A 22,882-nucleotide genomic window follows, 5' to 3' on the forward strand; every position below is an offset into this window, starting at 1 on the left:
TCCGGTGAATGCATTTTATCATCTAACACACTATCTGAATGGAGTATTTCGCAGAGCTTGCCCGGTTTCTGGCGCAAGCTCAGACCGGCAACCTGAAAACTTCCCATTTTGCAGCCGAAGCTGACGGGCTGAAAATCAAGATCAGTTTTGGGAAAGGAAATCCCGCCCGTGTTCCCTGGATCGCATTTCTGGCTGATGGCCAGCATATCAGCAACGGTATTTATCCTTTCTACGTGTTTTACAAAAGCCAGAAGCTCCTGGTCCTGGCGTTTGGGATTAGCGAAACACTTCCACCAAAAATTCCTTGGCACCAGCAAAGTGCCGAAACGATTCAGGCTTATTTCAAAAACCATGGACTGGGCAAACCGGTGAAATACGGAAGTTCGTTGGTTTTTCGCGTATATGACATCGGGCAGCTGGACCAAATGCAGGCGGACGCGGATCTGACGGCGCTCATCGATATATATCGTCAAACGATCGGCAATGCACAAAGCGGCGGGACCATCGAAGCTCAATCGCTGGTGCGTTATCAACCATTTTATGAACGGTCGCTCGAATGCGGACTTCACATCGGGTCCGACCTTGTGATCCGGTTTATTGCCGCACTGCTTGCAAAGCCATTCGTTATTTTAACCGGATTATCCGGCGCCGGGAAAACGCAGCTAGCCCAGGCTTTTGCCAAATGGATCTGCGAAAGTGATGATCAGGTGTGCCTGGTTGCCGTGGGAGCCGACTGGACCAATCGGGAGCCGCTTCTGGGTTTTCCGAATGCGCTTGATCCGGAGCGGTACGTCATGCCAGAGAGCGGCGTGGTGGATCTGCTGTTAATGGCAACCGGAAATCCGGGTAGGCCCTACTTTCTGATTCTGGATGAGATGAACCTTAGCCACGTGGAAAGGTATTTTGCTGATTTTTTAAGCGGAATGGAGTCGGGACAAGGTATACGGATGCATTCGGGACAGCACCGCAATTCCGAGGGCGTGCCAGCCCGGCTGCCCTTTCCTTCCAACCTCTTCATCATTGGAACAGTGAACATCGATGAAACCACATATATGTTCAGTCCGAAAGTGCTCGATCGGGCGAATGTAATCGAATTCGCTATTTCCTGGCGGCAAATGGAGATGTTTCTCCGCTCGGAAAACAGACCTGAACTCTGGAAGCTGGCGGGTAAGGGCGCGAATGCAGCGGCTGCATTTGTAGAAATGGCGAAAGACAGAAGTCCGGAAAGCAAATTCAAGGCATCGATCAGCAATGAATTAGTTGAATTTTTTAAAATACTGAAACAGGCGGGAGCTGAGTTCGGCTATCGCAGTGCAAGCGAAATCCTACGGTTTGCTGCATTCGTTAACCATCTTGAACCCGAATGGCCACTGCAAAAGGTCATGGATGCGGCTATCATGCAAAAGCTGCTGCCTAAAATACATGGATCCCGCCGTAAGTTAGATGCGGTTTTAAAGGCGTTGGGGAGGAAATGTCTTGGGGACCCCGATCTTCTGGAAGACTTTTTAAGCTATAAAAAAGAAATGGAAGGCCTGGGTGCAGTTCATTATCCCATGACGCTTGAAAAATTGAGGAAGATCTACAAAAACCTGATCGACCATGGTTTTGCCAGCTACGCCGAAGCCTGATGGATGCAAGCAGTATGGAGATCCTGATCATGACGGAAGTTGATGATGGGACGGCCGGAATCCACATTATCGCGGAGGGACGGGTTGAACAGACAATTTTTGAACTGGACGAAAAAGAAGCCTGCGAGCACGGCGAGGCCCGGGTACAGCTGTTGGAAGGCTGTTTCTATGAATACGAAGTAACTGGCTCGTATTATCTCGATGCATCCCCGGTAGTCATTCCGTCGCAGATCAACCCGGCAATGGGCCGACTTACCCCGCTCGTGTATGTGGGAACGCTGGCGATCGGCATCATGGCTGCGCGGGATGGACGTAAGGCCGGCGAGGTAAAAATCGAGATTCGTTCCCGGAAAACCGGTTACAGAACCGATTACAGGCTCATGCTGGAAGGGATTACCGACAAATGTACCGACCTCCTCTTCCGGTACAATGCCCCGGTAACCCATCATTTTAGCCCGGACTATTCCACGGATCCGCTGACTTTATACCAGCGTTTTGCCTTTGTGAATTCGCTGCTCAGCACCGACGAATTTGATACCGCCTGCCAGAGAATAATAGCCAACCCGCGTGTCAGCTGGTCGGATGAGGTGATTAGCTGCGATATCAGGAGCATGCGCAGGCCGGGTCGGAAAGCCATCACCCAAATAATGGCAAGCGGAAACAGGACTTGCCTGCCTGATCATCACCCTTTCAAAAAAAGACTGACGTCATTGCCTTCCACTGTAATGTTGGCGTCCAAGACCGACTCGGTCGACGCCGTCGGGAACCGATTTGTAAAGCATGCATTACAGGTTTTTTCAGCATTTGCCGGTCACATCAAAGCGGTTGCTCCGGCCGGTAGCAGATTGTTCGGAGAAGCATCCAGGTTAGAAAACCGTATAGATCTGGTGCTTTCTGCTCCCTTGTTTAAAGAAGTAGGCAGATTTGCCGGACTGCTGTTGACGGGGATTGATTTGCAGAGAAAGGAAGGATACAGGCAAATTCTGCGGGTGTGGCTGATGTTTGATCTGGCTGCCAGGCTGATTTGGCGGGGTGGTGACGACGTGTATTCGGCGGGAAAGAAAGATGTGGCGGTGCTGTATGAATACTGGCTCTTCTTTGAATTACTGGACCTCATCAGGGACGTGTTTGCCATTGAGCCCGCCCATATAAGCCAGTTGATCGTACCGACTGTGGATGGATTGGGGTTGCAACTGAAAATGGGGCGCCATCTGGCCGTTGCCGGTGTTTTTGATGCCGGTACCCGAAAGCTGCATGTAGAGTTCAGTTTCAACAGGTCTTTCTCCGGACGTAATGAATATCCACAGGCGGGGAGCTGGACCACCGGGATGCGGCCGGATTTTACATTGTCCATCTGGCCTCTGGGCGTTTCGCAGTCTCAGGCGGAAACAGAAGAGCTGATCGTGCATATCCATTTTGACGCGAAATATAAGGTAGAGTCTGTGGCCGGAGTATTCGGTGAGCCGGAAACAGACATAGAACAGCACGCGCGCACGGGCGATTATGCGCAGGAAGACTTGTTGAAAATGCATTCCTACAAAGATGCGATCCGCCGGACAGCGGGAGCCTATGTGCTGTATCCGGGTGCTGCCGGGAAGGTTTACAAGCGGAAAGGATTTCATGAACTGATACCGGGTTTGGGGGCCTTCGCGATCCGTCCTTCCAAAGTCGACAATGGAAGTGAGGAGCTAAAACGCTTCCTGCAGGACGTCGTCGCGCATTTTCAGAACCGGGCCTCCCAGCGGGAAAAGGCGGCTTTCCGGAACTTTGATATATACAACAATGGTCCGTCAGACGAAGTGAGAGAATTGCTTCCCGAGGCATTTGGGAAAAACAGAGACCTGATTCCGGATGATACCTTCGTACTGGTCGGCTACTATAAAAGCGATGCACATTTACAGTGGATCATGAAAAACCGGTTGTATAATTTCAGGACGGGGACAGGGAGCGGCTCTTTGTCGCTGGGTGCGCGAGAAGTGAATGCCCGGTATCTGCTGCTGCACGGGCCGGGTGAGACGGTTACCGGCATAATGCTTAAAGTCTCCAATCCGGCACCGAGATTGTTTTCCCGGCAGGATTTGCTGCGAAAGAAATATCCGGCACCTACCGACGATTTCTATATTGTGTATCAAACGGATCCCGGTGTCGAACCTGAATTACGGGGCCATCACTGGGATGTTACCAGGCTTCCGGGATATCGGGCCAACCGGGCATCGGGTTTGCCGTTTTCGGTCAGTTTGACGGAGTTAATGAAGGTTTTGGTAAAATGATCTAACCTTTTGACCGGTAGTATTTTCTTTCCGGGTCTTTTGTTAAACATTACTCATGGCATTCAGGCAATTCATAATTATACCCGATGAAAATCAGAAATCTCTTTTCCGTTCTACTTGCATTCATATCTGTCACAGCATTTGCACAAACCAAACTCAGTATCGTTTTCATTGGCAATAGTATCACCCAGGGCAAGGGCGGCGATAATGGCTTTCCGCCGCCAACACATGCGGTGAACTATCTGAAAGCACAAAAAGGAATCGATGAGGTATTGTATGCCAATGCAGGCAGGAGCGGATCCACGACTGTTGACTGGCTGCCCGGAACAGGTAAGTACTTTACATTGGCGACGACGGCTGCCGACAGTCTGTATCTTCAAAAAGACCATCAACTGCTGTTTTCAATGAAACTGGGAACCAACGACAGCGCTATTCAGGGGCCTAACGGCGCGCCGGTTTCGAAGGAGGATTACAAAAAAAACATGCAGACGATCATTTCTGAATTGCTGAAAAGGTATCCCGGCAGTAAGGTGATTGTGCATCACCCGATATGGTACAGCACGAACACTTACAATCGCTCGAAATACCTGGCGGAAGGCTTGGAAAGGCTGCAAACTTACGTTCCCGAACTCGATGCGATGATCTCGGAATACAAGACCATGGAACCCGACCGTGTTTTCAAGGGTGATACAAAGGCATTCAAATACTTCAAAAAACATTATATCCAACTTTTTAAACCTGAAAATGGCCAGCAGGGCGTGTTTTACCTGCATCCTAATGTGGAAGGTGTAGCGGTGCTGGGCGAGTTTTGGGGAAAAGCGATCAAGAAAAAGGTACTTTAACGGGTGACCGCTCCGCAAACCATCGAAGCACTCCGGCAATGGTTCGAAGACCATTGTTACAGCGATCATAACTATGCGATCGGTGATCGGTTTGTTCACGAGGGGCATGGATTGAGGCAAGTAGGGGCGACTTTTGTATGGTATTATACGGAACGCGGACGCGAGGACATTCTTAAAACCTTTGACGCAGAACCGAAAGCGGTGGCTTATGCGCTGCAAGCCATCGAAAACGACCATTTCGCATCGAGCCATCTGGTCGGGATAGTCAGAAATCCGGCCGATGAACACGCACTTTTACACGAGCTGGCGATCCGGAATATCGGTTTCTGGAAAGACAGCATTCCATACGGCGGTCTCAACGATCGCCGTACGAGGGTTTTTGTGCGGGGCTGCGATATCCGGAAAGTAGAGGATCTGAGAGAGAAATATGTTGTACGAGACTAATTCGTATGCTGTAATGCTCCCTCCTGAATCCGTCTTTTTAAATATGTTTGGTCTGCGCCGTCCCGAATGTCCCTGCCGGCGGTATCTTGGTGCATTTGACCATTTTAGAGCTAATCTCCGCATCACAACGTATCTGACTCCGACCTTTTCTTTACGGGCTTGAACCCCGTAATGCCCTGCAACCCGATCGCCGGGCTTTGTTTTGGGATCGAGAGCAATTTTTCCCCGGTTTCTGGTTCGGTATATTCCTGGTAGCCTGACAGGTACCTGGCCGTGATAAAATCCTCTTCGCGTTCGAACTGTATGGACGGCTGGCCCATGAATGCGGAGATATTGTACAGCTTTTTGTGCCATATCGCCTTGATGAGGTTACCATCGAAATGGTAATGGTTTTCGAAACCACGGTCGAATTTGAACACGATCGGTTTGCCTGCATTGGCAAGCAGGCTCTCAGGCGTGCCGGTCAGGGTAATGGGGATGTAGGTTTTCTTGTCGTAAATAAATCCGCCATGTGCGTTTTTAATGTATTCCCGCATTTGCCTGGGTGCGTCGCCCACCATCAGCACATCTACGAGGAGGATATGTTCTGCGCTATAAAACTGGCCTGGGTTCTGAATCAGTGGGAGTTGAGATATTCGGATCATAGGTAATTCTTTCCTGGATTCTGGGCTTAAAATTAGGTAACATTCACTTGCCCGCAATCATCCCCGCTCCCGACCGGGATGAAGGCAACAATTTTTTGGAAATCATTTGTAGCAGTGCATTCGCGGCGATATATTGAGCAGAAATACATTGTCACCATGGTAAAAACATACAGATTTATCGCCCTCCTCGGCGATGGCCGCGAACGGTATAGCGATAAAGAACTCAATGCTGAATGGCCTACGGAACCGGTCGTGATCGATGCTTTCGGTTTTTCAGACGTTTACAGGTATTCGGGAGTTGTGTTCCTAAGCGAGGAATGGTTTGCGAAATACAGCAAAAACTGGCGGAACGACACTTCGGATATCGACAAGTTGCTCGTAAACCTCATCAGGTATTCCGCGAAAGATGCGCATTCGGAAAATCTGACTAAAATTAAAGATTACCTGGCTTCTCCGCCCGAGACGGTAGCTGAGGCAGTGGAGCTTTGGAAGAGTTTTTATGATCCTGCGCTGCGGGTGATTTAGGTTTTAGTCTCTCGGACCTTTCCTTTTCCGACTTCGTTTGCTCCTTTGGCCACTGCCCCCTGTCCCCTTGTCCCCGGATTGAAATCCGGGGTTGAATCTGGGGTTGATGGAGGTTGGGTGTTTGCGTATTTCTTGCAGAATTGTCTCCAACTTTTAGTATACAGCCGGTTAGAAACCAGTTAGTAACCGCTTTTCTATCTTAAACCGTCGGGCTATGGATAGTATTTTGAGACTATTGACGCTGCTTTTTCTTTGCTGCGCGTGCACCAAGCAACCTTCGCTGCCAATTGACAGCAAATTCAATGTAACCTCCCTGCTGAGCGACGCGGCCTGGTACGGGACGGCCAAAGCAATGCGGCTTTATAAGGAAGGCCAGAAACCCGAAGAATCCAGACGGTTTGATTTGCTCGTCACTACCGACATCGACTATGCCGGCAATGCGGGCGGCCCCAATCCGAAAACCCATAACGGCTGCCTCCACGGCGATTGCATTCCTACCCAGCATCTGTACATTCATGACATTCCCCTCAAAAAACGACGGGCAAAAATTGCGAAACTCGATAAAGGAAAGGTCAGCTATGTCGAGAGAACAGCGTTGGCTTTTAGGGGTAATTCCGGTGGGCTTGTTAAATGCTATATCTATGAAAAGCGCCATCCGGGTTGGGTGAGGGTGACGGGGTTTGACAGGAAATCAGGGACTGTGGAAGGTACTTTCAGTTTTGCACTCGACGAGGATAAGAATGTGGCGGGAAGGGTTGTGAACGGAATGCCGGAAACGATCCGGTTTACCAATGGCCTCTTCCGTGTGAAAATGACGGATGTGAAACTCCACGAATAACACTGCCTGCACCTCGCGACATGTGGAGGCACAGGCAGATGTAATGCTAATTATATCCCGGATTCTGTTTCAGCATCGCTGAACCATTGACAACGCTCATATCGATCTGATACTGTGGGATTGGAAAGTAGTTGTTTTTGCCTTCCAGGTATTTGCCGCCGGCAAGGTCGGTGGTGATTTTGGATTCGTAGCCGAAATAGCCATTGACTGCGCTTTCGGCCCTACCCCAACGGACGAGGTCGAAGAAACGGTGGCCTTCCATAGCCAGCTCGATGCCTCGCTCATAGTAAATCGCATTCAGTACGCCTTCTTTACCCTTCGCAGCCAGTGTGCCTGCCGGATAAGGCTTAATCACGTAGTTCGCTGCGGGCGTGGCCGAGAAACCGCCCAATGGATTGGAATCGGTGATGTACTTGTAAAGCCAACCGCTTTTATCCGCCGCTCTGGCCCGGACACGGTTTACATATTCTTCGGCTTTGGCCAGACTTCCTCCATTCGCTTCGGCTTCCGCCGCCAGAAGGAGCACGTCGGCAAAGCGTATCACGAGTACATTAATCGCGTTCCCCGGCGCCCAGGAGCTCAGGTCGGCGTAGAGATCCTGCGTTTTCTGACGGTGAATGTTCTTTTTTGGTGCATACGGACCTCCATATGGCTGATCACGAACCCAGTTCATGCCCGGGTAAATGCCCCAGTCGTGATAAGGAATGCCGCGGCGGCCTACTGTCCAGTCAAGCCGAGGGTCGAGGTTTCCGGCATCGGGCGTGAATGCGGCTGCGGAAGCAATACCCATGTCATTTTTGACATTATGGCTGTTGAAATCAGTCAGGTAGGGCAGACCGCTGGCGTCGGTGCGGTACATATTGACGAGCATTTGGGTAGGCTGGAAAAAACCGCAGCAACTGAATGGTGCGCCGGTGCCATAGGGGAAGTTGAGCATTCCGCCCTGATTGGCATTGGTAATGTCGAGGGTACCGTCGTTGGCGACCATTTGGATCGCGAAAACCGACTCGGCATTGTTCTTGGTAGCGGCGTCGAAGTTATCCTTGAAGGGGACAAGGTCGTATTTTAAGCCATTGGTGGTTACACCGCTGCTGATCACTTCCGTAAAAACCTTCGCTGCGTCGGTGTATTTCTTCTCGTACAGGTAGGTTTTGGCCAGATATGCACCTGCGGCCCATTTATTGGCCCTTCCGACGAGTGTCTGAGTGGCCGGCAACTTTTCATACGCCGCCTTGAAATCCGCCTCGATCATCGGCCAGATGTCCTTATCATTGGGCTGGTTGAAATCCGTGGTCGCTTCGTCGATCCACGGCACCATATTCCACATTTTTTTCAACTCGAAGTAATAATGCGCCCGCAGGAAACGAGCCTGGCCTTCGATGTTGGCCTTTTCCCCGTCCGACATGCCTTCCAGCAAGGCCAGTACCTTCAGCACCGTGTTGGATCGGGAAACTCCTTCGTACAATGCTTTCCATTTGCTATTAAAAAAGCCATTATCGGCACCGCTGCTGAATGTTGCAATAGCGCTGATCGGTGTCTGGTCGCCACCGTCGCTGCCTTTGTGCGCGTCTCCGCCCGGGATGGCGCCGTACACCCAGTTGTCGGGCGGAGACTCCCACCCGTTGCCGCCGGTGAAATCGCCCTGGCCGTCGAGTGCGGCATATGCGCCTGTGAGCAGGCCGTCGATCCCTTTGGCATTGGCGAGTACGTCGTCACCCAATGCGCCTTGTACGGGTTTATCTAAAAAATCATCCTGGCATCCTTGCAGGCATGTCAAACCTGCCATCAGGCAAAGAACGGCCATATATTTGAGAAACTTCTTCATATCGCGTTGCTTTGAGAATGTTAAAAAGTAAGGTTAAGGCCCACAGTGTATTGTCTCGATGATGGATACGAACCTTCATCGATGCCGAAAACGGTGGGGTTGCCATTCGCGTTCCGGCTTACTTCCGGATCCAGGCCTGAATAACCCGTGATCGTGAAGAGGTTCGTAGCCTGCAGGTAGACACGGAATTGCTGTGCCCTGATCTTCTTCATCAAAGGCGAAGAGAAAGTATAACCGATCTGAAGGTTTTTCGCACGCAGGTAGGAGCCGTCTTCCACGAAATAGGAGTTGGGAACATTGATGGTGCTGAACGAGCTGGCGTTTTCCTGGATCGGCGCTTTGGCATTGTGGTTTTCAGGTGTCCAGGAGTCGTAAAGGGCCGTTTTGCTCTTGGCACCAGAGCGTGAGGAGTTGAAATCGCTCCACCAGAGCGTCTGGTTCCAGAGCTGATTGCCCTGTACCCCGTAAAGGAAGAGGCTGAAATCGAAATGTTTATAGTTTAAACCAATGTTCAGGCCGTAGCTGAAATCCGGATTGGGGTTCCCGAGCATCTGTCGGTCGGCTGCGGTAATCTGACTGTCGCCATTGATGTTCTCATATCTGAAACGGCCCACCGAAGCGCCTTCCTGGAACACAGCATTCGGGTCACCGGTTTGTTTCACCGCTTCCGCATTGGCCGAGGCGATCTCTTCCTGCGTGTTCCAGAAGCCGACCACCTTGTAACCGAAGAATTGCCCGATGGAACTTCCTACCTGATTGCGGACAATCGAAGCGCCGTCGAAACCACGGCCTTCAAGATCAAAATAATTGGTGCTGTTGGTGACCTTTCTAATCTTGTTATTGTAGGTCGTGAATGTCAGGGTGGCATTCAGTTTCAGGTCTTGTGTCAGGTCGAACTTGCCGTCGATTTGCAGGTCGATTCCCCTGTTTTTCATCTGGCCAATATTCACAAAAGGTACGGAGCCTCCGCCCGCGGTACCTATCAGTGCAGGATTGAAGAGCAGGTCCTTGATTTCTTTGATATAATAATCGGCAATTACATCCAACCTCCCTTTGAAGAAAGTAGCGTCGATACCGATGTTGGTACTGATGTTCTTTTCCCAAACCGCATTGGGGTTCCCGATCTGGCTTTTTTCAAACCCTTCCAAAGCACCGGAGCCACTGGTACCGCCCAGGTCGTAGTACGAACTACGGCGATTGGAACTGTAAGTCGTGAATGCATTGCCGGAGGTTACATTGATCTGATTCCCCATGATCCCATAGTTGGCACGCAGTTTCAGGTCGTCGATCCAGGTTGCGCCGCGCATGAAGTCTTCACGCGAAATCCGCCATCCCGCGCTCACAGCCGGGAAGAAGCCGTAACGCTCGTTGATAAATTTGGATGAACCATCGCGCCGGATAATCGCGCCAAAGAGGTATTTGTCGTTGTAGATGTAATCCAGGCGGCCGAGCAGCGAGTACAATGCATCGGCAGAGCGGCTGCTCGAATTGGTACGTGTACCAGAGCCGGTGCCCAGGTTCATGTAGTTAGGGTCGAAAGAGAAGTAGCCCTGTGTGCTGCCACCCAGTTCGTAGTATTTACCGCTGTATGCCTCGGTACCTGCCGCGACGGTCAAGTCATGCTTGCCCATGGTTTTGTGGAAAGTAAGCAAGTTGGTCCAGGTCCAGTTGAAGCCGGAATAGGAGCCTTCCGAATAGGTGTTGGTATTGCTGTTTTCCTTGTTTTCGTAGGAAGGGAATGCAAACGAGTTCCACCTGCCGGAGTAGTTCTCGCCGCCCATACTGGTGCGGAATGTAAAGTATTTGAAGAGATCTACTTCTGCGAAGACATTACCGAACAGGCGGTTATCCAATCCTTTATCGTAGCGCGTGCGGTCGCGCATGGCCACGGGATTGAAGGCGTCGCCCATCCCCGACGCGCGGCTGCCCGCGTAGTTGCCCATGATGTCGTGTACGGGAACGATAGGCTGCATACGAAAGGAGAATGCGATAGCCGAGCCGCCGTCCGACAGAGCGCTTTTAGGATTGTCCGAAATGGAATAGGCCAGGTTCTCGCCGATCCGGACGTGTTTGCCGATGTTGTACTGGCTATTCGAGCGCAGAGTGTATCTTTTGAGATAAGTGTTGGTCAATGCACCCTGCTGGTTGAAGTAATTGAGTGAGAACAGGTAGTTGCCCTGGTCGCTGCCACCGCTCAGTGAAATGTTATGGCTGGTGGAAGGGGCCGCTTTGAAGATTTCATGGAACCAGTCGGTACCTGTTTTGTTGGCCTTGACTATCTGGTTGAATGTGTTGTAGTCATCCACCGAAGTATAATTCGGATTTACATAATACAGATCCGGGTTTGTGCCCGGGTCGCCTTCTTTGGCACCGGTGGGCAGGATATAGTCGGGCAGAGCAGGTGTGGTGCCGTAACCATACTGATCATCGCCCACGGTCAATCCCGAATTTTTCTGTACCTGGAATTTCAGTTGCGCCTGCTCCATAGGTGTCAGCGTTTTCCACACATTGCCTCCGGGAAGCGTCTGAACGCCGAACCAGGCATTGTAATTGATCTTGACCTTGTCCTTCCCTTTTTTAGTGGTGATTATAATAACCCCATTGGCCGCCCGAGACCCGTAGATGGAAGCCGAACCGGCGTCTTTCAGCACCTGCATCGACGCAATGTCATTGGTGTTGAGGTCGCTGATGGAAGTCGTTGGCACACCGTCCACCACGTACAAGGGTGAATTGTTGCCAAAAGTGTTCAATCCGCGAATGCGTACCTGGGGCGTTTCACCAGGTTGTCCCGAACTGAGGATTGTAACCCCTGACGCCCGGCCCTGCAATTGGTTGGCGACCTGCCCGTCCGGGGTTTGTTTCAGTTGCTCTACATCTACGACAGAAACCGCGCCGATCAGGTCCTTCTTGCGCTGTGCTCCGTAACCGGTCACAACTAGTTCGGTCAGGGTAGAAACATCCGGTTTCAGGGCCACGTCCACAGTGGTACGTGCACCTACCATCACCTCCTGGGCAGTAAACCCGATGAAGCTGAATATCAGGATCGATTCATCGCCGGCCACATCGATCGTGTAGTTGCCGTTTATGTCGGTCATGGTACCTTCGTTCGTGCCTTTGAGCCGGATTGCAACCGATGGCAGCACTTCACCTTTTTCGTCGGTCACCTTGCCTTTGACAGGCCTCGCCAGTGCCTGCGATACAGGTACTACCTCCCGCATGACTTCCGTTCCGGGACGTTCCGTCACGCCGATCATATTACCTACCTGCCTGAATTCCAGGGTAGTCTGTTTTTCGATCATTTTGAGGATCGAAGGCACCGGAAGTCCCAGGGCGTAAATGGTGATCTCAGGTGCCTTGCGTACCAGCTTTTCATCGAATGCAAAAGTGAGACCGGTTTGTTGCTCAATCTGCCTGAGAACCGTTTTGACGCGGGTCTGTCTCACGTCCATACTGATATGCTGGGCCTCTGTAGGCCCGGCCATCAGCAGAGCGGTAGTCAGAACTTTAATACCCAGTATAAGCGTAGAAATGCGCATACATTTTTTGAATAAGGGGAGCCCCTTATGGTAATAATTCACCATATTTGTCTGATGTTTAATGGTTAAGCTGTTAAACCGCGTCCACCCGCCATTCATGGTTCCAAGCATTGCCTGGCAGGGGACATCCTATACCGGGGACATTCGCCGTGTTCCCGGTATTTACCGGACCAGCCTTCCTGGAAAGCCCGTCCGCCTGTTTTGTGATCCTTATCTGATGACTACCGTGCTGTCGTTTAGTTGTGAATAATTGAAATTCTTGGAAAAACCCAGGACTTTCAGCACATCTGCCATAGGCTGATTATCGAGGGTAAGAGTTATTTTTTCGGTAGCCAGCCCTGGTTTTTCGACAATGATGTGCTGGTTGTATTTTCTTTCCAAAGCGTGCAATACTTCCGCCACCAGCTCATCCTCAAACACCATTCGGTTGTCCTTCCAGGGGGCAATGGCTGGCTTGCTGACATCGCTGATGTGGATTTGCTCTGTTTTTTCGGGGACTACCGCCTGTTCGGCCGGTAGAAGCAAGAGCGCGGGCTGTTGCGGCTTATCGCGGACCTGGACGCCTACTTTCCCCGTTTTGACGGTGACCCTGATGTTCCGGTCGTTTTTATAGGCTTTTACATCAAACGAAGTGCCCAATACGGTAATATCGAGCGTTTTGGCGTGCACGATAAAGGGTTTGGTCGTGTCACGTACAATGTCGAAGAAGGCCTGTCCTTCCCTTAGCACCACTTCCCTGGTTTTACCGGCAAATGCATTTGGATAGCTCAGCGTTGAGCCCGCATTGAGCCAGATATGCGAACCATCGGGCAGGGTTACTTTCATTGTCTTTCCCAATGGCGCCTGCACAACGCGGGTATCCGGCGATGTAGTTTTGCGTTCCTTAGTCCAGAGCATAAAACCGATCACGATCACCGCCGCAGCTGCCGACGACCAGGTTGTAAATCGTCGTACCCAACCAAAGTTCCGGGTGGGGCGCTGCCTTTCCTGCAAAGTCTTGAGGTTGGCATACATTCTGTCCCGGACCTCCGCAGCACCCTCAGGGGCAGCCGTCGCGACGGTTTCAGGCGTTGCAGTATCGTCATTGAGCCGATCGTACCACTCGTGCAATATCTTTTTTTCCTCCTCAGAAGCGGTTCCCTCGAAGAATTTCCTGGCTAGCAGTCTGATGTATTCCTGTGTCATTGCAAAGCGGATTGGCCCTTTGCAGCACATAGAGGAGATTGAGGAGCAAAACCCCTTAGTGGGGGAGGAAAAAAACTTCGGCGTAGGCTATAGGCAGTCGAAAAATGAAGGGTTTTGTTGTGGCCGATGAATAGAACCGGCGAATTCTCGCACCAGCAGCCGATGTCTGAGAGCTTAGAGCAACATCTGCACCACGCCGTTCAGGCTGGCTCTTACGATTTTCAAAGCCTTCGTCAAATGCGCTTCGGCGGTTTTGGGGGAGATTTTCAATTCTTCGCAGATATCCGGCAGAGAGCGGTCCTGTAATTTGTTGTACTGGAAAACCAGCCGGCATTTCTCCGGCAGACGGTTGGTCAGATTGGTGATGATTTCGAGCAATAGCCGGTTTTCGATCTCCTGTTCCATCGATACGGACGGAGTCGCCTCGTACCGGATTGACTCTTCGATTTCCTGCGTCTGTTTCGATTTGGCAAGGTACCGGTATACCTCATACCGCAACATCGCGGCCAAATAGGGTTTCAGCGATTGGATTTCGAGCGTTTCGCGCTTCATCCAGAAGAGCATGAAGGTGTCTTGCGTAATTTCTTCGGCTACGGCGGCGGATTTTACCATGCGGTGGGCCGTGTAGTAGAGTTTGTCCCAGTAACGGTGGTAGATTTCATCGAATGCACCTTCTTCACCTTCCTTTATCAAAGCGGTCAGCTCATCATCGGAAACGTGTCGGAAGTGGTTCATCAGATCGTCAGGCTGGTTTAAGAATGAGGGATTCTTTTACCAAATATAAAGTAAATTGACAACCGTCTGATGGTGATTTTATAAAAATGCAATATTAATAACTGTACTTTTTTGTAATTAGTTGATTATTTGATATAAATGAGGGGAATTGCAATATTTTATTTTGATTAGCTGTCTTGCTGACAAGATACGGGCCGGCAAGACAGCTGCTGTTCAATGGTTCACCATTTTCATAGCGCCTTCGCTGTAACGCTCACCGGTATTGGGGTAACGTGCTACCAGCTCATCGATGGTTTTCAGATCTTCCGCTGAAAGTTTGACATCCAATGCTCCTGCATTTTCTTCCAGGTATTTGCGCTTTTTGGTGCCCGGGATCGGGATGATGTCTTCGCCTTGAGCGAGTACCCACGCGAGCGCGAGCTGGGCGGGTGTGCAGTGCTTGCTTGTGGCCATATCGGCAAAGCCCTGCACTAGTTTTGCATTGTTATCTGCAAACTCGGCCTGGTACCGTGGCAATGTGCGGCGGAAATCGCTTTCGGCGAATGCCTGAGTGTTCAAAGTGTTGGTGACGAGCCCTCGGGCCAACGGTGAATAAGGTACCAGTGAGATACCGAGTTCACGAACGGTGGCAAGTATTTCCGTTTCTACGTCCCGCGTGATGACCGAGTACTCGCTTTGCAATGCGGCAATGGGATGTACCGCATGCGCTTTGCGGATGGATGCCGCCGAAGCCTCGCTCAGGCCCAGGTAACGGACTTTCCCTTCTTTTACCAGCTCGGCCATGGCGCCTACCATTTCTTCTACCGGTACATTCGGGTCTATGCGGTGGGCGTAGTAGAGGTCGATAGTGTCGATGTTGAGTCTTTTCAGACTGTTTTCAACAGCCGTTTTCATCCAGGCCGGGGAGCCATCGAACCACGCTCCGGCGGAGTTGCGGGGTGCGTTGTTGGATTCTCCGTAGCGGAACCCAAACTTCGTTGCGATGAAGAGTTTGTCGCGGTTCGGGACCAGCACTTTTGCGATCAGCTTCTCGTTCTCGCCATTGGCATACATGTCGGCGGTATCCCAGAAATTGATTCCCAGGTCGAGTGCACGGTGCAGGGTGGCAATGCTTTCGGCATCATCCGTAGGGCCGTAAGCAAAGCTCATCCCCATGCAGCCTAATCCAATGGCTGATAATTGTTCATCTGTTTTTCCAAGGCTTCTGTATTGCATGTCTTTTGGGTCTGTTTGCTTTAAGCAATGGGCAGTCGTTCCTGCTTAAAGCAAGGTTGATGATAAATGCTTGTCAATCGACGTCACAAAAGTAGCGGGAAGGGGTTTTCGGAGATTTATAGTTTTCAAACAGATCCTTATAAAAATCACACAGCCCGGCCGCGCACATTGCCAGGGGTAAGACCAGTCTGTTTTTTAAAGAAAATATTGAAATAGGCGGGGTACTCAAAACCCAGGCTATAAGCGATTTCCGACACGTTCCAGTTGGTATGATTGAGCAATGCCTGTGCCTCCCTGGTAATGCGGGCCGATATGTGTTCGGTCGTGGTTTTGCCTGTGATTTCTTTTACCGACCGGTTCAGGTGGTTCGCGTGAACGGAAAGGCTCTGGGCGTAGTCGTTGGCGGTTTTTAGTTTTAATGCGCTCTCGGGCGTGTCGATCGGGAATTGCCGTTCCAGGAGCTCGATGAATAGCGAGGTGATGCGGGCCGATGCATTGGTCTGTCTCTCAAACGTTTCGGCCGGCTGTATTTTCATGGCTTCGTGGATGATCAGGTGGAGGTAATTCCGCAGCATATCGTACTTATGCGGGTAATCCGACTCGATTTCGGCCATCATTTTCCGGAAAATCACTGATAACTCCTTCTGTTGCGGTTCGTCCAGAAAAAACACCGGATTGCCTCCGATTTTGAATAGCGGCGAGTCCTGTAAAAAGTCCTTCCGCTCGGCCGGATGTACGAAGGTTTCGGTAAACAATGCGAACCAACCTAGCTGGGATTCGGAGATCGCTTCCCATGAATAGGGTACCATCGGGTTGGAGAATAGCAACGCAGGATGGTCAATTTCAATCCACTTATCGGCATAATGCAGCCGCCCGGTGCCTATGATAAACGACACTTTATAAAAGTCGCGACGGCTGTAAGGCGTCTTCTTATAGCACGAATTTCTCTCAAAGACATTGAAATGCCCGATGCCGGCATTGTTCAGCGAAAGGCCCGTCGCATTCGCCTGTGGTATACGGCGGTAAAATTCCTGTATGGATTCGGTCTGGTTCATATTACAATATTATAAAATTCAAATAACAGAAGCCGTCTTGAAAGTTTCAATAACCGGGTAATTAATCACTTTTTAATTTCGAAGTATGTCCATTTTTCAGGAGATTGGACCACATGGAATATGCCGAAGTGGATCACAGGAGTGGTCGGGTGGGATGTTAATTTTGACTGATCCCCGGTGGCTCATCATTAACTCATTAATCATTTAAAATTACCATGTCTCAACGCAAACAAACCAGTGAAATAACACCAAAGGCATTTGCTGCCGTCCGTGAGCTTGAAAAGTATGTTTCCTCGACGGGACTCGATAAGGTACATTATAAGCTGATCAAGATTCGTGCTTCCCAGATTAACGGCTGCGGCTTTTGTCTGGACATGCATGCGCGCCAGGCCCGTGAGTTGGGGTTCAGCGAACAACGCATTTATATGTTAAGCGCCTGGCGCGAGGCAAACATCTATACGGAAGAAGAAAAGGCCATTCTGGCACTCACCGAGGAGGTGACATTGATCGCCGCTCACGGGGTGAGTGACGCCGTTTATAGCCGGGCCGTGGAGCTGCTGGGTGAGGAATATACCAAGGCTGTGGTGATGGGCGTGGTTGCGATCAGTGCCTGGAACCGCATTCTGATCACCGATCAGGTAGCCGTTAACGAATCGCCCGCGTATGTTCAATAGTCGCCCTATCCGGATGAGTACACAGTCGGAAAAAGCCGATTTGCTCAAAAAACTGCATCATAGCGGCCAGATGCTGGTGCTTCCTAATATCTGGGACGCCGCCGGTGCATTGATGCTGGAAAACCTGGGTTATCCTGCCGTGGCTACCGCGAGTGCGGCCATCGCCCGTGCACATGGATATGAAGACGGGGAGCATATTCCGTTTGAATTCCTGCTGACGATCGTTTCGCAGATCGTGAAATCGGTAGGCGTACCGGTTACGGTGGATATTGAGACGGGTTATGCACCTGACCGTGAGACATTGAAATCGAACATCCGCCGCCTGATCGGTGCCGGTGTGGCCGGGATCAACATCGAAGATAGCGACGTGCGCTCGCGTGAGCTGGTGCCGGTAATAGAACAGATGGAGAAATTGAAATTGATCGGCAGGGCGGCGGAACGTGAAAATACGAGGCTTTTTGTTAATGCCAGGACCGATGTATTTCTGGTGGCGACGGATCTTTCGGAGTCGCAAAAGCTTGCACTGGCGATCGAGCGCGGGCGTGCGTACGTGGAAGCCGGCGCGGATGCTGTATATCCTATTTTTGCGAGGGAGGAGGGGGCGATCTCAACCCTGGTTGCCGCGCTGAAAGTGCCTGTAAATGTCCTTGCGCGCACCGGAGTGCCTGACCTGGACGTGCTCCAGCGGCTGGGCGTGTCGCGCGTGAGTTTCGGGCCAAACGTGCAAAAGGCTACTTATCTGGATATGGAAGCCATGCTGAAAAATATCCGGGATGGTCTGAGTCATCATCCTGTAACAGGGCCACATATCTGATCGCTCTATATATTGTACTCGTTTTCAAAATCTCCCGGCAGTCACAACCGGGAGATTTTATATTGTCAGACCAAAATTAGGATTTACTTTGTAACGGGATTTAAACGAACGGTAACCGCCATTTTACGGTCAAGAACATGCAGGAAGACATTCTTTTCCAGATCAGCAACAAATTAAAGGAAATCAGAAAAAGCAAGGGGGTTACCCTTCAGGAGATCGCGGACGATGCCGGGGTGACCAAAAGCCTGGTGTCGCAGATCGAAAACAGCCGGACGATCCCCTCCTTGCCGGTAATGCTGGGCCTGATAAAGGCGCTGGATATCGACCTCAATGTGTTTTTCAAGGATATTATTTCCACCGCACCCGGCGAGAACGTACTGATCCGGCGCAAGGAAGAGTATCAGCCCTTTACGAAGGAGAATGCCAAGGGATTTTTCTACCACCGGATATTCAGCAAGCAATTCAAAGACAACCATATCGATGTCGTGCTGCTCAGGCTGGAAAAAGACGCTCGCAGGCCGATGGTCCGTACCAATGCTTTTGAATTCAAATATATCCTGGAAGGTGCCGTGGAATACACGGTTGGGAAGAATAAATATGTTTTGAATCAAGGGGATTCGATGTTTTTTGATGCCAATGAACTGCATAATCTCAAATGCAACGATTGTGACGAGGCGCTGCTCCTGGTCATTTACTTCTTTAATGAGGCACAGTAATACCTTGCGTGTATAGCTCTGGAAGTTAAATATTAATTAACATTTTCTTAACGTCTGATGAGAGTTTGCTTGTTACTTTTGTGGCGGCAAGGAGCATTATTGTGTTATTTTTAAATATAAGTTAACTTTTATTTGTGCTTTCATTGATTTTTCAATATTTTTAAGCTGTAAATAAGAAGCGTACCTGTTGAAAAGTTACCCGAATGTTTAGTTTTACTTAACAATGGTAGATCAAAGTAAGCAGGGCGCTTCGGGAAGATCTTTGCAGAAAGTTCAGTATTAGTTCACCAATTATAAGTGTAAGATGTCGATAGAACTGGTTGTTTTCGATATGGCAGGTACAACTGTCAGGGACAAAAATTTCGTGGGAATTGCTTTTCAGCAGGCAATGCAGTCGGAGGGGTATGACATTGCCATTGAGGATGTGAATCCTTTAATGGGATATGAGAAGCCGCTAGCCATTAAGATGATGCTGGAAGTGCAGGGGGCTGATCAATCAAAAATCACAGCAGAGCTGGTTGCTAAGATCCATGCACGCTTTGTGAGCGGGATGATTGATTTTTATAAAACGACTACGGAGATTGCTCCTTTGCCGAATGTGGAAGAAACTTTTGCAGCGCTTCGCGCGGACAATGTCAAAATTGCATTGAATACCGGTTTTTCACGCGACATCGCGGATGTGATTGTTGGCCGGCTGGGGTGGGAGGATAAGATCGATTACCTCGTGGCGAGTGATGAAGTGCCTCATGGTCGTCCCTATCCCGATATGATCCGCAAGATTATGGCCGCGTTGGGAGTGGCATCCGGGGAGGTGATTGCGAAGGTGGGCGACACGGAAGTGGATATCAATGAAGGAATCAATGCGGGGTGCAAATACGTCATCGGTGTCACTACCGGGGCGTTTACGCGGGAAGAGTTACTGCCGTACAAGCCCACGCATATCATCGACGATGTTGCGGAGGTGATCGGTATCATTGCAGGCAGCCATGCAATGGCTGTGAAAGGTTAATTCAACGTGTATATTTTTTGATTGACAGCATGAGTAAATCTGCGATAGTGATCGGCGCCGGGATCGTCGGGCTGGCAACGGCACGGGCTTTGGCTACGCGTGGTTATCAAGTTACAGTGATAGAGCGTTCATCGAAGGCCATTGGGGCTTCGATCCGTAATTTCGGGATGGTCTGGCCGATCGGTCAACCGGAAGGGACGCTATATGAGCGGGCATTGCATGCCAAAAGTATCTGGAAAGAGGTGTTGGCGGGTGCCAAATGCTGGTCGCACGAAGGGGGCAGCCTGCACATGGCCTACCACCAGGATGAACTGGAAGTGCTCCAGCAATTTGTAGATGTGAGCGCTTACAGGCCGGTAAGTTTCCTGAATGCAGCAGAAACACTGGAAATTTCCCCGGCAGTCAATGGTAAACAACTACTGGGTTCGCTGTACTCGGCGGATGAGATGATCGTGGATCCCCGGGAGGCGATCGCGGCCATTCCTGGCTACCTGGAAGCGGCGCTGGGTGTTACATTTATCTGGAATACTGCGATTTCAAAAGTGGAGTATCCGGCGGTTTATTCGGGAGGCCAAAGCTGGTCGGCGGACGAGATCTTCGTATGCAGCGGGCAGGATTTCGAGACGCTGTACCCCGAAGAGTTCGCTGCGGCCCCATTGACCAAATGTAAACTGCAAATGCTGCGTCTTGAGGCGCAACCCGACAATTGGAAGATCGGTCCGGCATTATGCGGTGGCCTTTCGCTGATCCACTATCACGGTTTTCAGGCCGCACCGTCACTGCTCGGTCTGAAAGCAAGATATGAACGCGACTATGCCGAATACCTGAAATGGGGTATTCACGTAATGGCTTCGCAAAACGGCCTGGGGGAGATCACTGTCGGTGACTCGCACGAATACGCGTTGACGTTCGATCCTTTCGACCGTGAATTCATTAATACCATGATCCTCGACTACCTGGGTACGTTTGCCCAGTTCAAATCGCCCCGGGTGTTTCAGACCTGGCACGGGATCTATCCTAAAATGACAAACGGAAAGACGGAAATCGTTATAAGGCCGGAAAGTGGCGTTACGATCATCAACGGACTGGGTGGTAATGGTATGACACTTTCATTCGGCCTGTGCGACGAGGTGGTAGGCGGGACCTACCGGTCATAGTTATTCCGCGTATATAGGTATTACGTTAGGTGTTCCTGTTCATCGTATGACTCACGTCAAGACTATATTGAATACTAATTTCAGATATATATGCTTGCAAGAATTACCTGCGTGCTGTCGGCTGCCTCATGGCTTCTGACGGCCTTTCATTCGCAATCGGAAGAGAAGCCTGCGGGCGTCCGGCATGTGATCGTGATCGGGATCGACGGCCTGAGTCCGGATGGTATCCGAAAAGCTGAAACACCTGTCATAGATCAAATGGTGGCGAATGGCGCCGTCAAATGGAATGTGCGGACGGTATTGACCTCCGCCAGCAGCCAGAACTGGGCATCGATGATCATGGGTGCCGGGCCGGAACAGCACGGGATCATCAGCAACGACTGGGAAATGGATGATCATACACTGCCGCCCATTGCGCAGGAGGCCGACGGTCGTTTTCCCACGATTTTCAGCATTTTACATAAAAAGCAACCCGATGCGGAGATTGGAGCGGTGTACCATTGGGGTGGATTCGGGAGGCTTTTTCAAAAGAATGCAGTCAATTATGACAAACACTTCTCCACTGAGGATTCCACCGCAACGGATTTTATACAATACATTAAAAGCAAAAAGCCGGTGCTCGGTTTCGTGCATTTCGATCATGTGGACCATGCCGGACACCATGGCGGTCATGGTTCTCCGGAATACTACAAATCGGTAGCCAAAACCGATTCGCTGATCGGTCAGGTGCTGGCTGGGATCAAAGAAGCCGGAATGGCTGAAAATACATTGGTGATCCTTTGGGCTGATCATGGCGGGTTGGGTTACGGGCACGGTGGTGCGACGCCGCAGGAGGCCGAGATCGCTGGTGTGTTTTATGGTGTGGGCGTGAAAAAAGGTTATGAGATCAAACAGCAGGTTTACACTTATGACCTGGCTTCCACGATTGCATTTGCGCTCGGCCTGGAACAGCCCTATGCGTGGATCGGTCGCCCGGTTAAGCCCGTGTTCAATGGTTTTGAAGAACCCAAAAACCTCTGGTTGGGTGAAAAGGCTGTGGCTATGCCCGTTATTTATCCGGAAAGAAAGCTATATCAGCAGGCGGGTGGTTTGTATGTGGATAAAATAGCCACAGTGAAGATCGACACGAAGGCAGAAAAAGGCACGACACGCTATACGACAGACGGTTCTGATCCCGGTCCTAATGCACCTGTTTACAAAGAGCCGTTTGTGGTAAATAAAACAACGGTGGTGAAAGCCAGGAGTTTTGATGATAAAAATAATCCGAGTTTGCTTTCGACTGCGTATTTTAGGTTGCTGAAGTCAGGGCAGGGGAATGGTGTTACGGCGACTTTCTATTCGGGCAAGGAAATGAGTAAAGTGCCCGATTTTAGTCAGCTTAAAAAAGGTAAGACCTGGGTGAGTCCGGAGTTTGGAGTGGTGAAAGCGGATATGGAGGCGTTGGTTGGTAAAGGCGGAGAGGGCTTTGCGGTGCAATTTGAAGGCTTTATCCAGATCGATAAAGAAGGTAAATACCAGTTTGCAACGCAGTCGGATGATGGCAGCAAGCTTTTTGTGGATGGAAAGGAGGTTGTGAACAATGATGGTAACCATGGCGTGGAGGAAAAAACAGGTTCCATCGACCTGAAACCCGGCAAGCACCCCATTAAAATACAGTATTACAATAATGGCGGCGGATTCTGGCTCGATGCATTTTATCGCGGCCCCGGTGTCCCGAAGCAGCTGATCCCGGCTGACAAGCTTTTTGTCAAATAACATCTGAACCTGCAC

At 50.5% G+C, this 22,882-nt stretch carries 19 protein-coding genes; 12 read left to right on the forward strand and 7 right to left on the reverse strand.

The window, feature by feature from the left end; translation table 11 throughout:
* Positions 1 to 38: 38 nt before the first annotated feature.
* From BP71_RS30255 to BP71_RS30270, 4 genes are all read left to right on the forward strand, one after another.
* Positions 39 to 1,628, forward strand: a complete 1,590-nt coding sequence (locus BP71_RS30255) for an MrcB family domain-containing protein (RefSeq protein ID WP_496385349.1) — start codon at positions 39 to 41, stop codon at positions 1,626 to 1,628.
* Positions 1,628 to 3,898 carry a DUF2357 domain-containing protein gene (locus BP71_RS30260; protein WP_496385350.1) on the forward strand — a complete coding sequence of 757 codons (2,271 nt, stop codon included), beginning with the start codon at positions 1,628 to 1,630 and terminating at the stop codon, positions 3,896 to 3,898. Before BP71_RS30255 ends, BP71_RS30260 begins: the two co-directional genes overlap by 1 nt.
* An 86-nt stretch (positions 3,899 to 3,984) precedes the next feature.
* Positions 3,985 to 4,740 (forward strand): GDSL-type esterase/lipase family protein, encoded by a 756-nt coding sequence (locus BP71_RS30265; protein WP_496385351.1) that lies wholly within the window; start codon positions 3,985 to 3,987, stop codon positions 4,738 to 4,740.
* Positions 4,741 to 4,743: 3 nt separating this feature from the next.
* Complete coding sequence (locus tag BP71_RS30270) at positions 4,744 to 5,184, forward strand: hypothetical protein (protein WP_496385352.1); 441 nt, start codon at positions 4,744 to 4,746, stop codon at positions 5,182 to 5,184.
* Between the two features lie 122 nt (positions 5,185 to 5,306).
* Here the strand turns inward: BP71_RS30270 and BP71_RS30275 are convergent, their stop codons facing one another.
* The gene (locus BP71_RS30275; protein ID WP_496385353.1) at positions 5,307 to 5,828 is read right to left on the reverse strand and encodes a hypothetical protein; all 522 of its coding nucleotides are present in this window, start codon (positions 5,826 to 5,828) and stop codon (positions 5,307 to 5,309) included.
* A 156-nt stretch (positions 5,829 to 5,984) separates the two neighbouring features.
* On the opposite strand from BP71_RS30275, the gene BP71_RS30280 reads away from it, so the two are divergent.
* Together BP71_RS30280 and BP71_RS30285 are read left to right on the forward strand one after the other, a co-directional pair.
* Positions 5,985 to 6,353 carry a hypothetical protein gene (locus tag BP71_RS30280; protein WP_496385354.1) on the forward strand — a complete coding sequence of 123 codons (369 nt, stop codon included), beginning with the start codon at positions 5,985 to 5,987 and terminating at the stop codon, positions 6,351 to 6,353.
* Between the two features lie 214 nt (positions 6,354 to 6,567).
* Positions 6,568 to 7,191, forward strand: coding sequence for a hypothetical protein (locus BP71_RS30285; protein ID WP_496385355.1), 624 nt, complete (start codon positions 6,568 to 6,570; stop codon positions 7,189 to 7,191).
* Positions 7,192 to 7,237: 46 nt separating this feature from the next.
* Here BP71_RS30285 and BP71_RS30290 read toward each other — a convergent pair whose 3' ends face one another.
* The 6 genes from BP71_RS30290 to BP71_RS30315 form a co-directional block, all read right to left on the reverse strand.
* The gene (locus tag BP71_RS30290; RefSeq protein WP_496385356.1) at positions 7,238 to 9,016 is read right to left on the reverse strand and encodes a RagB/SusD family nutrient uptake outer membrane protein; all 1,779 of its coding nucleotides are present in this window, start codon (positions 9,014 to 9,016) and stop codon (positions 7,238 to 7,240) included.
* A gap of 20 nt (positions 9,017 to 9,036) precedes the next feature.
* Positions 9,037 to 12,552: a SusC/RagA family TonB-linked outer membrane protein gene (locus BP71_RS30295; RefSeq protein ID WP_496385357.1), complete on the reverse strand. Its 3,516-nt coding sequence runs from the start codon at positions 12,550 to 12,552 to the stop codon at positions 9,037 to 9,039.
* Between the two features lie 210 nt (positions 12,553 to 12,762).
* Positions 12,763 to 13,737 carry a FecR family protein gene (locus BP71_RS30300; protein WP_496385358.1) on the reverse strand — a complete coding sequence of 325 codons (975 nt, stop codon included), beginning with the start codon at positions 13,735 to 13,737 and terminating at the stop codon, positions 12,763 to 12,765.
* Positions 13,738 to 13,911: 174 nt separating this feature from the next.
* Positions 13,912 to 14,472, reverse strand: a complete 561-nt coding sequence (locus tag BP71_RS30305) for an RNA polymerase sigma factor (protein ID WP_496385359.1) — start codon at positions 14,470 to 14,472, stop codon at positions 13,912 to 13,914.
* A 213-nt stretch (positions 14,473 to 14,685) separates the two neighbouring features.
* Positions 14,686 to 15,687 carry an aldo/keto reductase gene (locus BP71_RS30310; RefSeq protein WP_496385360.1) on the reverse strand — a complete coding sequence of 334 codons (1,002 nt, stop codon included), beginning with the start codon at positions 15,685 to 15,687 and terminating at the stop codon, positions 14,686 to 14,688.
* A gap of 146 nt (positions 15,688 to 15,833) precedes the next feature.
* Positions 15,834 to 16,742 carry a helix-turn-helix domain-containing protein gene (locus BP71_RS30315; RefSeq protein WP_496385361.1) on the reverse strand — a complete coding sequence of 303 codons (909 nt, stop codon included), beginning with the start codon at positions 16,740 to 16,742 and terminating at the stop codon, positions 15,834 to 15,836.
* A 215-nt stretch (positions 16,743 to 16,957) separates the two neighbouring features.
* Here BP71_RS30315 and BP71_RS30320 point away from each other — a divergent pair, with 215 nt between their 5' ends.
* From BP71_RS30320 to BP71_RS30345, 6 genes are all read left to right on the forward strand, one after another.
* Positions 16,958 to 17,416 (forward strand): carboxymuconolactone decarboxylase family protein, encoded by a 459-nt coding sequence (locus tag BP71_RS30320; protein WP_496385362.1) that lies wholly within the window; start codon positions 16,958 to 16,960, stop codon positions 17,414 to 17,416.
* Positions 17,406 to 18,230, forward strand: a complete 825-nt coding sequence (locus BP71_RS30325; protein ID WP_496385363.1) for an isocitrate lyase/PEP mutase family protein — start codon at positions 17,406 to 17,408, stop codon at positions 18,228 to 18,230. Before BP71_RS30320 ends, BP71_RS30325 begins: the two co-directional genes overlap by 11 nt.
* A 137-nt stretch (positions 18,231 to 18,367) precedes the next feature.
* On the forward strand, positions 18,368 to 18,946 hold the full coding sequence (locus BP71_RS30330; protein WP_496385364.1) for a helix-turn-helix domain-containing protein: 579 nt from the start codon (positions 18,368 to 18,370) through the stop codon (positions 18,944 to 18,946).
* Between the two features lie 304 nt (positions 18,947 to 19,250).
* Entirely contained in the window at positions 19,251 to 19,955 is a 705-nt protein-coding gene (locus BP71_RS30335) for an HAD-IA family hydrolase (RefSeq protein WP_496385365.1), read from the forward strand.
* 29 nt (positions 19,956 to 19,984) lie between these two features.
* Positions 19,985 to 21,112: a TIGR03364 family FAD-dependent oxidoreductase gene (locus BP71_RS30340; RefSeq protein WP_496385366.1), complete on the forward strand. Its 1,128-nt coding sequence runs from the start codon at positions 19,985 to 19,987 to the stop codon at positions 21,110 to 21,112.
* Positions 21,113 to 21,202: 90 nt separating this feature from the next.
* Complete coding sequence (locus BP71_RS30345; protein WP_496385367.1) at positions 21,203 to 22,867, forward strand: alkaline phosphatase family protein; 1,665 nt, start codon at positions 21,203 to 21,205, stop codon at positions 22,865 to 22,867.
* The last annotated feature ends 15 nt before the right edge of the window (positions 22,868 to 22,882 follow it).

Source organism: Dyadobacter ginsengisoli DSM 21015, from assembly GCF_059568735.1.

Coding starts and splice junctions, on each gene's coding strand:
- BP71_RS30310 (WP_496385360.1), bottom strand. CDS start 15,687: ATGCAATACAGAAGCCTTGGAAAAACAGATGAACAATTATCAGCCATT.
- BP71_RS30265 (WP_496385351.1), top strand. CDS start 3,985: ATGAAAATCAGAAATCTCTTTTCCGTTCTACTTGCATTCATATCTGTC.
- BP71_RS30330 (WP_496385364.1), top strand. CDS start 18,368: ATGCAGGAAGACATTCTTTTCCAGATCAGCAACAAATTAAAGGAAATC.
- BP71_RS30315 (WP_496385361.1), bottom strand. CDS start 16,742: ATGAACCAGACCGAATCCATACAGGAATTTTACCGCCGTATACCACAG.
- BP71_RS30290 (WP_496385356.1), bottom strand. CDS start 9,016: ATGAAGAAGTTTCTCAAATATATGGCCGTTCTTTGCCTGATGGCAGGT.
- BP71_RS30275 (WP_496385353.1), bottom strand. CDS start 5,828: ATGATCCGAATATCTCAACTCCCACTGATTCAGAACCCAGGCCAGTTT.
- BP71_RS30335 (WP_496385365.1), top strand. CDS start 19,251: ATGTCGATAGAACTGGTTGTTTTCGATATGGCAGGTACAACTGTCAGG.
- BP71_RS30320 (WP_496385362.1), top strand. CDS start 16,958: ATGTCTCAACGCAAACAAACCAGTGAAATAACACCAAAGGCATTTGCT.
- BP71_RS30285 (WP_496385355.1), top strand. CDS start 6,568: ATGGATAGTATTTTGAGACTATTGACGCTGCTTTTTCTTTGCTGCGCG.
- BP71_RS30260 (WP_496385350.1), top strand. CDS start 1,628: ATGGATGCAAGCAGTATGGAGATCCTGATCATGACGGAAGTTGATGAT.
- BP71_RS30325 (WP_496385363.1), top strand. CDS start 17,406: ATGTTCAATAGTCGCCCTATCCGGATGAGTACACAGTCGGAAAAAGCC.
- BP71_RS30345 (WP_496385367.1), top strand. CDS start 21,203: ATGCTTGCAAGAATTACCTGCGTGCTGTCGGCTGCCTCATGGCTTCTG.
- BP71_RS30305 (WP_496385359.1), bottom strand. CDS start 14,472: ATGAACCACTTCCGACACGTTTCCGATGATGAGCTGACCGCTTTGATA.
- BP71_RS30295 (WP_496385357.1), bottom strand. CDS start 12,552: ATGCGCATTTCTACGCTTATACTGGGTATTAAAGTTCTGACTACCGCT.
- BP71_RS30300 (WP_496385358.1), bottom strand. CDS start 13,737: ATGACACAGGAATACATCAGACTGCTAGCCAGGAAATTCTTCGAGGGA.
- BP71_RS30340 (WP_496385366.1), top strand. CDS start 19,985: ATGAGTAAATCTGCGATAGTGATCGGCGCCGGGATCGTCGGGCTGGCA.
- BP71_RS30255 (WP_496385349.1), top strand. CDS start 39: ATGGAGTATTTCGCAGAGCTTGCCCGGTTTCTGGCGCAAGCTCAGACC.
- BP71_RS30280 (WP_496385354.1), top strand. CDS start 5,985: ATGGTAAAAACATACAGATTTATCGCCCTCCTCGGCGATGGCCGCGAA.